The organism is Methylobacterium tarhaniae (genome assembly GCF_001043955.1).
Lineage (GTDB): Bacteria > Pseudomonadota > Alphaproteobacteria > Rhizobiales > Beijerinckiaceae > Methylobacterium > Methylobacterium tarhaniae.
The window spans coordinates 46,427-61,365 of the sequence record NZ_LABZ01000145.1 but is presented as its reverse complement, the minus strand read 5'-3'; the positions used below and the strand labels follow the sequence as shown (position 1 = coordinate 61,365).

Annotated in this window: 13 protein-coding genes; 8 read left to right on the top strand and 5 right to left on the bottom strand. The window is 71.8% G+C overall.

Annotated features, from left to right (window positions below):
• Positions 1–869, top strand: an 869-nt coding sequence (locus VQ03_RS20320; protein ID WP_048452712.1) for an alpha/beta fold hydrolase, incomplete at its 5' end; no start/stop codon positions are given.
• Between the two features lie 61 nt (positions 870–930).
• On the opposite strand, the gene VQ03_RS20315 is transcribed toward VQ03_RS20320, so the two are convergent.
• Entirely contained in the window at positions 931–1,167 is a 237-nt protein-coding gene (locus tag VQ03_RS20315) for a hypothetical protein (protein ID WP_048452711.1), read from the bottom strand.
• Between the two features lie 160 nt (positions 1,168–1,327).
• Between VQ03_RS20315 and guaA the strand changes: the two genes are divergently transcribed.
• Positions 1,328–2,884: a glutamine-hydrolyzing GMP synthase gene (gene guaA, locus VQ03_RS20310; RefSeq protein WP_048452710.1), complete on the top strand. Its 1,557-nt coding sequence runs from the start codon at positions 1,328–1,330 to the stop codon at positions 2,882–2,884.
• A 281-nt stretch (positions 2,885–3,165) separates the two neighbouring features.
• On the top strand, positions 3,166–5,247 hold the full coding sequence (locus VQ03_RS20305; RefSeq protein ID WP_053078672.1) for a putative bifunctional diguanylate cyclase/phosphodiesterase: 2,082 nt from the start codon (positions 3,166–3,168) through the stop codon (positions 5,245–5,247).
• Positions 5,248–5,281: 34 nt separating this feature from the next.
• Here VQ03_RS20305 and VQ03_RS20300 read toward each other — a convergent pair whose 3' ends face one another.
• Positions 5,282–6,301: a TRAP transporter substrate-binding protein gene (locus VQ03_RS20300; protein ID WP_048452709.1), complete on the bottom strand. Its 1,020-nt coding sequence runs from the start codon at positions 6,299–6,301 to the stop codon at positions 5,282–5,284.
• Between the two features lie 256 nt (positions 6,302–6,557).
• Here VQ03_RS20300 and VQ03_RS20295 point away from each other — a divergent pair, with 256 nt between their 5' ends.
• The 3 genes from VQ03_RS20295 (at position 6,558) to VQ03_RS20285 (ending at position 8,626) form a co-directional block, all read left to right on the top strand.
• The gene (locus VQ03_RS20295) at positions 6,558–7,310 is read left to right on the top strand and encodes a lysophospholipid acyltransferase family protein (protein WP_048452708.1); all 753 of its coding nucleotides are present in this window, start codon (positions 6,558–6,560) and stop codon (positions 7,308–7,310) included.
• A gap of 345 nt (positions 7,311–7,655) precedes the next feature.
• Entirely contained in the window at positions 7,656–8,030 is a 375-nt protein-coding gene (locus VQ03_RS20290; protein WP_053078673.1) for a GCG_CRPN prefix-to-repeats domain-containing protein, read from the top strand.
• Between the two features lie 167 nt (positions 8,031–8,197).
• Positions 8,198–8,626, top strand: coding sequence for a hypothetical protein (locus VQ03_RS20285; protein WP_048452706.1), 429 nt, complete (start codon positions 8,198–8,200; stop codon positions 8,624–8,626).
• A 7-nt stretch (positions 8,627–8,633) separates the two neighbouring features.
• Here the strand turns inward: VQ03_RS20285 and VQ03_RS20280 are convergent, their stop codons facing one another.
• Both VQ03_RS20280 and VQ03_RS20275 read right to left on the bottom strand, forming a co-directional pair.
• On the bottom strand, positions 8,634–9,632 hold the full coding sequence (locus tag VQ03_RS20280; RefSeq protein ID WP_048452721.1) for an extensin-like domain-containing protein: 999 nt from the start codon (positions 9,630–9,632) through the stop codon (positions 8,634–8,636).
• A 76-nt stretch (positions 9,633–9,708) separates the two neighbouring features.
• Positions 9,709–10,569 carry a DMT family transporter gene (locus VQ03_RS20275; RefSeq protein ID WP_048452705.1) on the bottom strand — a complete coding sequence of 287 codons (861 nt, stop codon included), beginning with the start codon at positions 10,567–10,569 and terminating at the stop codon, positions 9,709–9,711.
• A gap of 132 nt (positions 10,570–10,701) precedes the next feature.
• Here VQ03_RS20275 and VQ03_RS20270 point away from each other — a divergent pair, with 132 nt between their 5' ends.
• Entirely contained in the window at positions 10,702–12,090 is a 1,389-nt protein-coding gene (locus VQ03_RS20270) for an aminotransferase-like domain-containing protein (RefSeq protein ID WP_048452720.1), read from the top strand.
• A 39-nt stretch (positions 12,091–12,129) separates the two neighbouring features.
• On the opposite strand, the gene VQ03_RS20265 is transcribed toward VQ03_RS20270, so the two are convergent.
• The gene (locus tag VQ03_RS20265) at positions 12,130–13,656 is read right to left on the bottom strand and encodes an MFS transporter (protein ID WP_048452704.1); all 1,527 of its coding nucleotides are present in this window, start codon (positions 13,654–13,656) and stop codon (positions 12,130–12,132) included.
• A gap of 183 nt (positions 13,657–13,839) precedes the next feature.
• Between VQ03_RS20265 and VQ03_RS20260 the strand changes: the two genes are divergently transcribed.
• The gene (locus VQ03_RS20260; RefSeq protein ID WP_208605528.1) at positions 13,840–14,700 is read left to right on the top strand and encodes a LysR family transcriptional regulator; all 861 of its coding nucleotides are present in this window, start codon (positions 13,840–13,842) and stop codon (positions 14,698–14,700) included.
• The last annotated feature ends 239 nt before the right edge of the window (positions 14,701–14,939 follow it).

Below are 14,939 nucleotides of genomic sequence, written 5' to 3'. Positions count from 1 at the left end.
CGCCGGCTCCCGCCTGGTTCCGGGACGCCGTCGCGGTCGCGCCGGCGATCGGGCGCATCCCGGTGAGGGGCGCCGGGATCGAGACCTTCGCCTGGGGCGAGCGCGGCCGGCCGGGCCTGATGCTGCTGCACGGCAACGGGGCGCATGCGGGCTGGTGGCGCTTCATCGCGCCGTATCTCGCGGACACCTACCGGGTGGCGGCCCCGTCCTGGTCCGGCATGGGCGGCTCCGACTGGCGCGAGACCTACGACCTCGACACCTTCGCCGACGAGATCGAGGCGGTGGCGGAGGAAGCCGGCCTGTTCGAGGCCGGCGCGCCCGTGATGGTGGGGCATTCCTTCGGCTGCTTCCCGATGCTGACCGAGGCGGGCCGCGAAGCCGGGCGCTGGCGCGGCGCCGTGATCGTCGATCCGCCGATCTTCTCGCCCGAGCGTCGCAGCGGGCGCCGGCGCGAGGACGGGCGGTTCGCGCCGCACCGGGTCTACCCGACCCTCGAGGAGGCGCTGGGCCGGTTCCGGTTCGCGCCGATGCAGCCCTGCGACAGGCTCTACATCGCGGATCTCATCGCCCGGGAATCCCTGAGGGAGGTCGCGGGCGGCTGGAGCTGGCGCTTCGACCCCTCGATGTGGGCCCGCCTGGCGCTGCCGGACCGGGCCGCGATGGTGGCCGGGGCCCGCTGCCCCCTGGCGCTCGTCACCGGCGCCCGCTCGGACCTGATGCGCCCGGCCGATGCGGCCTATGTCCAGGGCCTGCTGCCGCCGGGCTCCCCCCGGATCGACCTGCCGGAAGCCTATCATCACGTGATGGTCGACCAGCCGCTCGCCTTCGTGGCGGCCCTCAGGGCCCTGCTGGCGGTCTGGCCGCGATAAACGATCGAGTCTGGAGAGGGCAGCCCCGTGCGGAGCTGCCCCATCGAAATCTGACCTCGTGTCAGAAGCAGCGGCGCACCTTGCGCACCACCACCCGGCCGAAGGGCCCACGGGTGCGGGTCACCTGGACCGTGCAGCGGGGACCGCGGCGCACCACCCGGCGGGTGACGTACTGCGCCTGCTCGATCGACGCGACGGGCGCGACCGTGCTGCCGGGGGCGACCGGCATGGCCGAGGCGGGCGCGAGGCTCAGGCCCGTGGCGAGGGTGGCGGCGATCCCGAGGACGATGGCTCGCATGGCGAGGCTCCCTGTCTGGTGGGTTGGGGGCGCCTCACTTGCTGTTAGTACATGAACGTCCGGTTAATGCCGTGACCCCGTCGCGAATGTCGTGAACGCACCCGGGACCCGCTCCGCGACGCGTTGCACGCGGGCTGGCCCTCGTCTAACTCATCGTTCCATGACGACCGAGCACGACAAGATCCTCATCATCGATTTCGGCAGCCAGGTGACCCAGCTCATCGCCCGACGGGTGCGTGAGGAAGGGGTCTATTCCGAGATCGTGCCGTTCCAGGCGGCCGAGGCGGCCTTCGCGGCGATGAAGCCGCGGGCGGTGATCCTGTCGGGCGGGCCGGAATCGGTCACGGTCGAATCCTCGCCGCGGGCGCCGCAAGGCGTGTTCGAGGCCGGCGTGCCGGTGCTCGGCATCTGCTACGGCGAGCAGACCATGGCGGCCCAGCTCGGCGGCGAGGTCGAGGGCGGGCACCACGCCGAGTTCGGCCGGGCCGAGGTCGAGATCATCGCCGACAGCGCGCTCTTCCGCGGCGTCTGGCATGTCGGCGAGAAATATCCCGTCTGGATGAGCCACGGCGACCGGGTGACGAAGCTGCCCGACGGCTTCACCACCGTGGCGATCTCGCCCAACGCCCCCTTCGCGGCGGTGGCGGACGAGGACCGGAAATTTTACGCGGTGCAGTTCCACCCCGAGGTGGCCCACACGCCCCACGGCGCGCTGCTGATCCGCAACTTCGTGCGCGACATCGCCGGCTGCACCGGCGACTGGTCGATGGCCGCCTTCCGCGAGGAGGCGATCGAGCGGATCCGCGCCCAGGTCGGCGGCGCCAAGGTGCTGTGCGGCCTCTCGGGCGGCGTCGATTCGGCGGTGGCGGCGGTGCTGATCCACGAGGCGATCGGCGAGCAGCTGACCTGCGTCTTCGTCGATCACGGCCTGCTGCGCCAGGGCGAGGCCGAGGAGGTGGTGCGCCTGTTCCGCGACCACTACAACATTCCGCTGGTCCACGTCGAAGCCTCCGATCTCTTCCTCGGCGAACTCGCCGGAGTCACCGACCCGGAGGTCAAGCGCAAGACGATCGGGCGCCTGTTCATCGACGTGTTCGAGGCCGAGGCGAAGAAGATCGGCGGGGCCGACTTCCTGGCGCAGGGCACCCTCTATCCCGACGTGATCGAGAGCGTGTCCTTCACCGGCGGCCCGTCGGTGACGATCAAGAGCCACCACAATGTCGGCGGCCTGCCGGCCCGCATGAACATGAAGCTCGTCGAGCCCCTGCGCGAGCTGTTCAAGGACGAGGTCCGGGTGCTCGGCCGCGAGCTCGGCCTGCCCGAGGCTTTCGTCGGCCGCCACCCCTTCCCGGGGCCGGGCCTCGCCATCCGCTGCCCGGGCGAGATCACGGGCGAGAAGCTCGACGCCTTGCGCAAGGCCGATGCGATCTATCTCGAGGAGATCCGCAAGGCCGGTCTCTACGACACGATCTGGCAAGCCTTCGCGGTGATCCTGCCGGTCAAGACCGTCGGCGTCATGGGCGACGGGCGCACCTACGACCACGTCTGTGCGCTCCGCGCCGTCACCTCGGTCGACGGCATGACGGCCGACTTCTATCCCTTCGACATGGCGTTCCTGGGCCGGGTCGCGACCCGGATCATCAACGAGGTCAAGGGCATCAACCGGGTGACCTACGACATCACCTCCAAGCCCCCCGGCACGATCGAGTGGGAGTGAGACGAGATCCGGACGATGGCTTCCGAATCTCGCATCGCCAGCCCGCGCTGCGTCCGGGCGACGCCGGTTTCCGCATGACGCGTCGGTCCCGCTCCTCGGTCCCTGGAGCCGCCGACGAGGCCGCCCGCCCGCCGTTGCAGGGGAACCGCGTTCGCCGGGCGATGCACGACGACCGGGCATAGGTCGAGATTGCGACTCAACCTCCCGCAATAAATCGCATAGCGTGTCGCCCCAATAGTGAGCGCGGCGCAATCTGGTCGCCACGCGGCGGGGCTTGGCAGATGCGGAGTGAGGCGCAGGCGACGGTCACGGTCGGTCTGGACGAATCGGATGTAGGCGCCGCCCTTCACGACGCCTGCTCTCGCCTGGTCTGGGATGCGACCGACCACGCCCTGTGCCTGCTCACCCCGGACGGGCAGGTCGCGGCCTGGAATCCGGGAGCCGAGCAACTGACCGGCTATCCGGCCGCGGCGGTGGTCGGCCGCAGCTTCGCCTACGGCGATACGCCCGAGGAGGGCATCGCCGCCCTCGCGGCGGCGCGGCAGACCGGGCGCTGCGAGACGGAAGGATGGTGGCCCCGTCACGACGGCAGCCGCTTCCGCGCCCGCACCGTCATCGTGGCGATCCGGGACGGCGCCACCGTCCTCGGCTTCGCGCAGGTCATCCGGGACGCGACGCTCCACGAGGAGGCGGGCGGCCAGTTCGAGGCGATCGCGCTGATCCTCGACCTTGCCCTCTCGACCATGTCGCAGGGCCTGTGCCTGTTCGACGCCGACCGCCAGGTGCGGCTCGTCAACCAGCGCTTCTTCCAGATGTTCACGGCCGCCGCCGGGCGCGACCTGATCGGGACTCCGATCGAGGCGCTCTGGGCCCTCGTCTTCGCGGGACCGGAGGCCGATGGCCAGACGGGCGCCGCGCTGCTGGCCGGGCACGAAGCGGTGCTCGGCAGCGGCGAGACCGTGGTGGCGGAGATGCCGGACGGCCGCGCGATCGCCGTAGTGCGTCGGGGCATCCCGGCCGGGGCCCTCGTCGTCACCTTCGAGGACGTCACGCGCCAGCGCCAGGCCGAACGGGAGATCACCCGGCTCGCCCACCACGACGCCCTGACCGGTCTCGCCAACCGGGCGACGCTGTGGCGGCGCCTGCACGAGGACGCCGCCGACGAGGCGTGTCCCGCCGGCACCGCCCTGCTGTTCCTCGACCTGGACGGCTTCAAGGCGGTCAACGACGATCTCGGACATCAGGCGGGCGACGCGCTCCTGCGGCAGGTGGCCGAACGCCTGCTGCGGGCGCTGCCGGAGGCGGGCCTCGCCGCCCGGTTCGGCGGCGACGAGTTCGCCCTGCTGCTTCCCGGCAGCGCCGGCGATCTGGCGGTGTCCCTCGCCGAGGGGCTGCTCATCGAGCTCGCCCGACCCTACGCGATCGAGGGCCAGCGGCCGCGCCGCGTGACGGCCAGCATCGGCATCGCCTTCGCGGAGGAGGGCGGCACCACGCCCGACGCCATGCTGCGCCGGGCCGATTGCGCCCTCTACGCCGCCAAGGGCGCCGGCAAGGCCGCCTGGCGGCCCTTCACCCCGGAGCTGGAGACCGAGCGCAGCGACGAGGAGCGTCTGGAGCAGGACCTGCGGCACGCCATCGCGGCCGGACAGCTCGCGGTCGCCTACCAGCCGATCATCGGCCTGGCCCACGGCGCGGTCAACGCCCGGGAGGCGCTCCTGCGCTGGACACACCCGGAGCGCGGCCCGATCTCCCCCCGGCGCTTCATCCCCCTCGCCGAGAAGTCGGACCTGATCCGGGTGCTCGGGCTGTGGGTGCTCGACCAGGCCTGCCGTGACGCCGCCGCCTGGCCCGAGCCGGCCCGGCTCTGCGTCAACGTCTCGGTGCGCCAGCTCGGCGACGGCAGCCTGCCGCAGGCGGTGAGCGAGATCCTCGCCCGCACCGGCCTGCCCCCCCGGCGCCTCGAGCTCGAGATCACCGAGACGGTGCTGACCAACATCACCGACGGTATCGTCGACGACCTGCACCTGCTCCACGCCATGGGCGTGCGCATCTCCCTCGATGATTTCGGCGTCGGCTTCTCGTCCCTCTCCCGGCTGCGCGCCTTCCCGTTCGATCGCATCAAGCTCGATGCGTCGTTCGTGCGCGACGCGGTCGGGCGGCCGGAATGCCGGGCGATCGTCGGCGTCGTCGCCGAGCTTGGGCGGCGCCTCGGCATCGAGACGGTGGCGGAGGGCGTCGAGACGCCGGCCCAGCTCGCGGTGGTGCACGAGGAGGGGTTCACCGAGGCGCAGGGGTACCTGTTCGGCCGCGCCGTCCCGACAGCCCCCGCCGCGGCCCCGGCGGCCTGCGCCGCCGGAGCCTAAGTCTGAGCCTGAGCCCCCGAACGCGTCGCCGCGATCAGGAGATCGGGCCGGTGTGCTTCTCGAGGAGCGCCCAGGCGTCGTCGCCGAACTTGCCCTTCCACTCCTTGTAGAAGCCGGCGGATTGCAACTTGGCCTGGAACGCCTTGGTGTCGACGTCGTGGATGGCGAGGCCGCGGGCCTTCAGGTCCTGCTCGGTCGTGCCGGCGCGCTGGGCCATGTCCGCCCGCTGCGCCACGGCTTGCGTGTTGAAGTGCTTGGCGATCACGGTCTTCACGTCCTGCGGCAGGCCGCGCCAGACCTTGCCGTTCGACAGGAGCCAGAAGCCGTCCCACATGTGGTTGGTCTTCGAGAGGTACTTCTGCACCTCGTAGAGCTTGGCGCTGTCGATCAGGGTCAGCGGGTTCTCCTGGCCCTCGGCGATCCTGGTCTGCAGCGCCGAGTACACCTCCGCGAAGTTGATCGTCATCGGGGCGGCGTCGAAGGCCTTGAACATCGAGGTCCACATCGGGCTCGGCGGGACCCGGATCTTGAAGCCCTTGAAGTCCTCCGGCTTCAGGATCGGCCGGGTCGACGAGGTGGTCTGGCGGAAGCCGTTCTCCCAGATGCGGTCGAAGGCGAACAGGCCCGACTTCTCGATCTGCGCCCGCACATGGGCGCCGAAATCGCCGTCCATCGCCGGCCACAGCTTGTCGTAGGACGACCAGGCGAAGCCGACGCCGCTGATCGAGGCGGCCGGCACCAGGGTGGCGAGGATCAGCGGCGAGAGGGTGAAGAATTCCAGCGCGCCGGAGCGCAGCTGGCTCAGCATGTCGGTGTCGCCGCCGAGCTGGTTGTTGGGAAACAGCTTGATGTCGACCTTGCCGCCGGTCTCTTCGCGGATCCCGTCCGCCGCCTTGGTCATGTAGACCGTGAGGGGGTGGCTGATCGGGGTGTTGTTGGCGGCCTTCAGGCTGAACTCGGCCGCGTGCGCCCGGGTGATGCGCAACACCGCCGGGCCCGCGACGGCGCCGGCGACGGCGAGATGGAGCGCGCGGCGGCGCGTGAGCGTGGTCATGGCATCCTCCCTGGAAGGTCCGGCTTTCCGGGCCGACGGTTTTCCCGCATCTCGAGCGGGTCCGCCGTGGCTTAAAGCACGTTTTTTCCACTCCGGCATCCGCCCCGCGGCCCTGGCCGGCACTGTTTCCGTGAGGTCGATCGGAGCGCTCCGGCAATCGCCGTTACGCGGGCGCCGAAATGCTCTAAGGAGGAGCCATCCGCATCACGCGGGCGGCGCGCCCGCGCCGGCCCGGAGGTTCGTTGTACCGCCCGTCATGCCGCTCGCCCGCTCGATCCTGTTCACCCTCGCCTTCTATCTCGTCACCATCGCGTTCCTGATCGGCGGCCTGCCGGCTCTGGCCACCCGGCGCAGCGTGGTATGGCTGGCCCAGACCTGGGGCCGGGTGACCTTGAGGCTGCTCGACGCCATCGTGGGCCTGCGGGTCGAGTTCCGCGGGCTGGAGCACCGCCCGGCCGGGGCGGTCCTGGTGGCGGCCAAGCACCAGTCCGCCCTCGAAACCCTGGCCCTCGTCACGGTGCTCGACGACTTCACCTACATCCTCAAGCGCGAGCTGATGTGGCTGCCGCTGTTCGGATGGTACCTCGCGCGCGGCGAGATGGTGGCGATCGACCGCTCGAAGGGCTCCCGCGCCCTGGCGCTGATGAACGAGGAGGCCGCCGCCGCGATGGCCGATGGCCGGCGCCTGATCATCTTCCCCGAGGGGACCCGGCGCGCACCCGGAGCGCCTCCGGCCTACAAGTACGGCGTCGTCCACATGTACGACCGGCTCGGCGTGCCGTGCCTGCCCGTCGCGCTCAATACCGGCGTGTTCTGGGGCCGCCGCCGCCTCACCTACCGGCCGGGCACGGCGGTGATCGAGTTCCTGCCCGTGATCCCGCCGGGCCTGCCCCGGGACAGGTTCTATGCCGAGCTGCAGGAGCGGATCGAGACCGCCTCGGATGCCCTGGTGCGCGAGGCGGGGCAGCCCGGCGAGGCGCGCAGGGCGGTGCGGGCACAGGAAACGTGATCCTTCGGGTCATGCCGATCGTCGGGGCGTGAACCCGGCCCCATCCCGGACCTCGTTCCGATATCGCCGCGCCTTCGCATCGGCGCCTGGCGCGCAAGGCTCGGTGGGGCTTGGCGAGCCCGTTCGAACTCGTCCGTTCGCAAGGGCTGCGGCATGAGGTGTCCGAGCGGGACGGGGCGAGACGATCCGTCCCGCCGCCGCGAGGCATCCGGATTCCATACCTTCCCCGACGCCGCGCAAGCACAGCCGTAGACGGGTTGCGCGCATCGGAACATGAACTCTTCGTAATCTCGAAACGATCGCGCCGCCTCGTGCATTTCATGGGCCTCACAACAGGAGGCCATGATGCGTTGGAAAATGGCTGCGGGCGCCGCGATCCTGTCTCTCGGCGCCCTCGTCGGGACGCCGTCGACCGCAGAGGCGCGCGACGGCTGCGGCCCCGGTTTCCATCGGAACTGGCGCGGCTGGTGCCGCCCGAACGTCTGGGGACCCCGGGTCTACTACGCCCCGGTCGTCGGCTACCGGCCGGTCGTGGTCGGCCCGCGCTGGGGCTATGGCTGGCGCCGCGTCGGCTGGCACCGGCCTTGGGGCTATCGGCCCTGGGGCTATGGTGGCTGGCACCGGGCGGGCTGGCACCGTCCGTGGGGCTATGGCGGCGGGTGGCGCCGCGTCGGCTGGGGTGGCGGCTGGGGCCATCACGGCTGGCATCACCGCCGGTGAGCGCGCGCGGCGGCAGGGTTTCCCGGCCGCCGCGCCCCTTCGCGGGCCCCTTCGCGGGCCCTTGCCGGAACCCTGGCCTTGAACCCGGCGCCCTCCCTCTCCAGATCTCCCGAACTCCGATCGTTCGCGCTTGACGGACCTCCGGAATCGGAACTAGGCTGGAACAAATGGCGAACAAACGAGCCCTGTCCTGGTCGGTGGCGATGCGGGACATCCAGAACGACCGCGCGAGGAGAATGGACGTGCGTGAGGAGCGCCTGAGGACGGCCACGAGCCTGCGGGGTACCCCGGCCCTGCCGCTGAGCGCCTGGCGTGGCCGCTCCGGCCGCCGCTACGTGGTGGGGATCCACACCCTCAACGACGATCCGGCCGAGGTCGGGGAGGCCGTGGTGATCGCGGTGCGCCGCGACGGAGACGGCACCGCCGAGCTGGTGGCCGTGGCGGCGGCGGGCGAGAGCCCGCGCGAGCGCCTCGCCCGCGGCTGGCTCACCCGCGCCCGGGCCCGCGGCGCGACCGAGATGCACGTCCATCGCCTGGCCGAGGACGCGGCGGCGCGCCGCGCCGTGGTGGCGGATCTCGGCGGCGCAACGGCCTGAGGGACGCTCAGTAGATCGGCCCCGACGACCAGGTCGGGCTGCCGATCGGCATCGGCTCCGGCAGGGCGCGGGGCTCCGCGGCGAGGGCCGGACGCGGCGAGGGCGGCGGCGCGTAGGCGTGGACCGGCGCGGGTCGCGCAGCCGGGGAGGGCGCAGGGGAGGATGACGGCGCGCGGGCGACCCGGGAGCCGGTCTCCCGGGCGCTCATCGGCGTCATGCCGTAGGGATCGTCCTGCTCGACGTCGATCGGTGCCGGGTCCGGAGCGGGCTGCCAGGCCGGCGGCTTCCTGCGGATCGGCGAGAGCGGCGTGCCGGGGGGCGGCAGCTGCGACTCGTACTTGATCAGCGGCTTGCAGATGCGGCGCAGGCCCCGGGGATCGTGCCGCGCCAGGTCGAGATGCAGGTGGTCGTAGTGGTAGATGTTCGATCCCGGCGCCAGCACCGTCGTGAAGTGGTTGCAGGCGCCGAGGAAGACCTCCCGCAGGAAGCCCTGCTCGGCCTCGGTGCCGCGCCAGCCGCCCTTCACCGTCACCACGTAGCCGTCGGCGAAGCGGAAGGACATCACGTCGACGGCGTTGCCGAACGAATGCTCCGAGAGCTTGGCGCCGACCTGGTTGTTGCGGCCGCGGCAGGCATAGGATCCGGAATTGATCTCGACCACCGGCTGGCCGAAATAGATCTGCGCCGCAGGCTGCACCGTGCCGGCGAGCCAGGCCTCGACCTCCGGGATGATCGGGCAGGCCAGGGTCATGCGCTGCTTGAGCACCACCGTGCCCCCGGCGAGCCGGGTGACCCGGAACGGATGCACCATGCCGCAGACGCCCGGCCCGTCGATCTCCTTGATCGGCTGGATGTCCTCGCTCGGACGAACGAGTTTCTGGGCGAGGCAGACCTCTTCGGCCTGATTCCGCCAGGGTTCGCGCTGCTCAAACCGATTGAGCGCGCATCCGGTGAGCCCCAGGCCGAAGAGCGTGAAGGCTGAGAACGCTACGATGCCACGACGCATGGTGCGTAAGATGCGCACGACGCCGTAAACGCACCGTCAACCGTCGCCGTCAGGGCCTGGCCCAGGATGGGGCGAATCACGCGAACCGTTTGGCGCCGGCGACGCACAGCACGACGAGGCCCGTCACCGCGATCATCGACGGGGCGACCGGCTCTCCGAGGAGGAGCCCCGCCAGCGCCAGGCCGAGGAAGGGCTGGAGCAGCTGGAGCTGGCCCACGCCGGCGATGCCGCCCCGTGCCAGGCCGCGATACCAGAACACGAAACCGACCAGCATGCTGAACACCGAGACGTAGGCGAGACCGAGCCAGGCCGGAGCGCCGACCTGCGCCACGCCCGCCGGCCGGGTCGCCAGGGCGAGGACCAGCATCGCCGGCAGGGCGAGGACCAGGGCCCAGGAGATCACCTGCCAGCCGCCGAGACGGCGCGACAGGGCCGCGCCCTCCGCGTAGCCGAGCCCGCAGAGCAGGATCGCGGCGAGCATCAGGAGATCGCCGGCGAGCGAGGCCGAGCCGCCCTGGAGGAGCGCGAATCCCGCGACCGCGGCGCTGCCGAGGAGGGAGAACAACCAGAACGCCGCCCGCGGCCGCTCACCGCCGCGCAAAACCCCGAACAGGGCGGTGGCGAGCGGCAAGAGGCCGATGAACACGATCGAGTGGGCCGAGGTGACGTGCTGCAGCGCCAGCGCGGTGAGGAGCGGGAAGCCGACCACCACGCCGACCGCCACGATGGCGAGCGACGCCAGATCGGACCGGGCCGGCCGCGCCTGCCGCAGGCCCCACAGCAGGGCGGCTCCCAGGAGGGCCGCGATCACCGCCCGGGCCGAGGTGAGGAACAGCGGCGAGAAGCCGCCCACCGCCACCCGCGTCGCCGGCAGCGAGCCGCTGAAGATGACCACCCCGAGGAGCCCGCTGCCCCACCCGTCCGCCGACCGCTGCATCGTTCGTCTCTCGAACAGCTCTGAATCCGGCGAAGGACATATGGCCGCCGGGCTATCCCCAGAAGGCACGGTCCCATACGGTCAGACCGAACTGTATGGGTCGCCCCAGCCACACTGTCGGGGATGAAGGCGATGGCCGAAGGCGGGCGGACGGCGGCGGTGATGGCGGCGATCCAGGGACGGATCGCCGCGCGCGGGCTGGCGCCGGGCGAGAGGCTGCCGTCGATCCGCGGGCTCGCCACCGCCCTGGGCGTCTCGCCCTCGACGGTGGTCGAGGCCTATGAGCGCCTGGCGGCGGAGGGGGTGGTGCGCTCCCGGCCCGGATCCGGCTTCTACGCCGCGTCCCCCGCCCCGCCGACGCTCGCCGAGATCGGCCCGCGGCTCGACCGGGCGGTCGATCCGCTCTGGGTCTCCCGGCAATCCCTCGACGGCGAGCCCGAGATCCCGAAGCCCGGCTGCGGCTGGTTGCCGGCGGCCTGGATGCCGGTGGCGGCGCTCCGCCGCGCCGCCCGCGGCCTCGCCCGGGCCGAGGATGCGGTGCTCACCGATTACGGCGCCACCCGCGGGCCGCTTCCCTTGCGCCGGCTGCTGGCGCGGCAATGCGCCGGCGAGGGGCTGGCCGTCGGCCCGGACCAGGTCCTGCTCACCGGCTCGGGCACGCAGGCGATCGACCTGATCTGCCGCCTCCTGGTGCGGCCGGGCGACACGGTGCTGGTCGACGACCCCTGCTACTTCAACTTCCAGGCGCTGCTGCGCGCCCACCGGGCCAAGGTGGTCGGCGTGCCCTACACGGAGGCGGGGCCGGACCCCGAGCTGTTCGCGCAAGCCGCGGCCACGCACCGGCCGCGGCTCTACGTCACCAACTCGGCCCTCCACAACCCGACCGGCGCCACCCTCGCGCCGGCCGTCGCCCACCGGCTGCTCAATGCGGCGGCCGCCCACGACGTCAGAATCGTCGAGGACGACATCTTCGCTCCCTTCGAGCCCGAGCCGTCGCCGCGGCTCGCCGCCCTCGACGGGCTCGAGCGGGTGATCCGGATCGGCAGCTTCTCCAAGACCCTCTCGGCGTCGATCCGCTGCGGCTACGTCGTGGCGAAGGCGGAGTGGATCGAGGCGCTGATCGATCTCCAGGTGGCGACGAGCTTCGGCGGGGTCAGCCCGGTCGCGGCCGAGCTGGTCGCCGGCGCGCTCGGCGACGGGCAGTACCGGAAGCACCTCGACGCGTTGCGCCGGCGCCTCGACCGGGCCCGGCGCGAGGCCGCCGAGCGGCTGGCCGGGCTCGGCATCCGGCCCTGGCTGATGCCGCGGGGCGGGTTCTATCTCTGGTGCACCCTGCCCGGAGACCGCGACGCCGCCGCCGTGGCGAGGGCCGCCCTGCGCGAGGGCGTGGTGCTCGCCCCCGGCGACGTGTTCAGCGTCTCGCACACGGCCGGGTCGCGGATGCGCTTCAACGTGGCGCAGATGGGGGATGCGCGGGTGATCCCGATTCTCGAACGGGCGCTGGCCGTCCCGGAGGCGTGAGCCCGCCTCCGGGACCGCCCCCCACGCCGCGGCGATCCGTCAGGCGCGGCCCTCGGCCTCGACCAGGACCGTCCTGTGGCCGAACACGACGAGGCTGAGCGCCGCCATGGCCCAGGCGCAGAAGGCGCCGTAGAGCATCACCCAGCCGAAGCCCTGCAGCAGCGCGTCGCGCGCCGCGGTAGCGCCCAGCTCGATCCCGCCGGGCTCCCCGGCCGCCAGGTTGCCGGCGGCGATCGTCTCGGCCAGGCGGTCGAGGAGGGTGGCCTCGGCCTGCGGCAGCAGGCGCGCGAGGCCGGCGCGAATGCCCTGCACCAGGATGACGCCCATCAGGGCGATGTTGATCGCGAGCGAGATCATCCGGGCGCTCATGTCCATCCCCGAGGCCATGCCGGCCCGCTCGGCCGGAAGCGCGGCGGTCGCGGTGTTGGTGACCGGCGTGTTGGTGAGCCCGAGGCCGATCCCGGCGAGGAGGCAGCCGGGCAGCATGGCGGCCCAGCTCGCCGGATCGGCCGCCGTGGCGGTGCGCATCAGCACGAAGCCGAGGCCGATGGTGAAGAGGCCGAGCGGGATGATGCGGTGCGGACCGTGGCGCCGCAGCAAAGCCTCCGCGAGAGGTGGGACGAACAGGGTCGGCAGCGTGTAGGCGAGAAGCGCCAGGCCGGCCCCGACGCTGTCGAGCCCGAGCCCCGCCTGGAAGTGGATCGGCAGGTAGATCACGAACGGCCAGAAGCTGAAATTCATGCCGCTCGCGCCGATGAGGGCGCCCGAGAAGCGCCGGATGCGGAAGGCGCGAAAGTCGAACATCGGCCGGGCCGTCCGGGTCTCGACGGCGACGAACAGGGCCGAGCTGAGCGCGCCGATGGCGGCCGTGACGAGGCCGGCCGGATCGTCCGGCGAGAGGGCCTGCCCCCGGGTGATGAGGAAGACGAGGCAGAACACCGCGACCGACAGCGTGACCATGCCGGCGAGGTCGATCCGCACCGCGTGGGGATCGGCGGATTCCTCCACGCCGGCCCGGGCGAGGAGCATCGTGCCGACCGCGAGGACGGCGTGGATGAGGAAGACCCAGTGCCAGGTCGAGACGGCGACGATGGCGCCGCCGACGAGCGGACCGAAGCCGAGGCCGAGGCCGAAGACGATGCCCCACCAGCCGAACGCCAGGCCGCGGTCCGGGCCGTCACGGAACTGGTGCGAGAGCACGGCGATCTGGCAGGCCAGCATCGCCGCGGCGCTGGTGCCCTGGAGGAAGCGGGCGGCGATGAGCACCGCTGCGCCCTCGGCCAGGCCGCAGACGAGGGAGGCGGCCCCGAACACCGCGATCCCGGCGAGGAAGACGCGCTTGCGGCCGAAGCGGTCGGCCAGGGCTCCCATCGCCATCAGCCACGTCGTCATGGCGATGGTGTAGGCGTTCATGATCCATTGCAGCTCCCGGAAATCGGCCGGAAGCACCTGCTCCAGGGTCGGCAGGATCGCCGGGATGCTGGAGATCTCCAGCCCCAGCATGAGGGCGGACAGGCAGACGGCCGCGAGGGCGATGACGTTGCGCGGCGTTCGACGGACGGACATGGACAACCTCTCGACGATCGGTTGCCGCGCGGAAAGGCCATCGTCGCACGACGGACCCTCGTCGCGGACGTCCCCGGTGCGGCAACGAGGGTGACGGTGCCGCGCACGATGTCTCCGGCTGGACCACGACACAACGTGATGCCAGTCTATTTCAGTGACAACGAATCATGATGGATCGCCGCCGTGCTGACGTTGGATGTCGATGCCGTCCGCGCCTTCGTGCTGGTGGCGGAGCACCGGAGCTTCACCCGCGCGGCGGAAGCGCTGGGCACGACGCAGGGCGCGGTCAGCGTGAAGCTGAAGCGGCTGGAGGACAGGCTCGGCCACAGGCTCATCGAGCGGACGCCCCGGCAGGTGCGGCTGTCGGCGCAGGGCGAGACCTTCATCGCGCCGGCGCGGGAGTTCCTGGCCGCGCATGAGCGGGCCGTCGCCGGGCTGACGGTCACGCGCCGCCGCTTCCGGCTCGGCATCGCCAGCCACGTGATGGGGCCGGAGGTGCCGACCCTGCTCGCGCGCCTGAAATCCCTCGACCCGGCCCTCACGATCGAGGTCCTTCTCGACACCTCCTGGGCGCTGATGGAAGCCTTCGACGGCGGGGCTCTCGACGCCGTGATCATCCGCAGCGACGACGACCGGCGCGACGGCGAGGTCCTCGGGCCGGAGCATTTCGGCTGGTTCGCCGCGCCGGGTTTCGTGCATCATGCGGGCGAACCCTTGCCGATCGCCACGCTCTCGCCCTGCTGTGCCGTGCGCGACGAGGCGACGCGCCTGCTCGATCGCGCCGGCATTCCCTGGATGGAGGTCTTCGTCGGCGGCACGACCGCCAACGCCGCGGCCATTTCGGCGGGCCTCGCGGTCGCGCCGTTCCCGTGCCGGCTCGCACCGTCGGATTCCGTGGAGGTCGGCGATCAACTCGGCCTGCCGCCGCTGCCCTCCCACAACATCGTTCTGCACTCGTCGCTGTCCGATGCGCGAACGAAGGAGACCTTGCGGACCATCACGGCGGCATTCCGCGAGCACCGCAAGCCGGCCGGCGGATCATGACGGCCCATGATAGCAGCGGCATCCGCTTCTGCCGTGATGGAACATCGCTGGCCGCCTCGACCCGGGCGCTCTCCCTCCTGCCCGGCATCGCACGGGCGCTGCCGTCGATGCGCCGAGCGGCGAGGACGAACGACACGTCCCCCCTGGTGGCCGAAGAGAGGCTGTTTGACTTGCTCGACAGCATCACCCCCCGCTGCGCGGCCCCGGAATGCCAGGAGGGGTTCAGATTTGCAGAGACT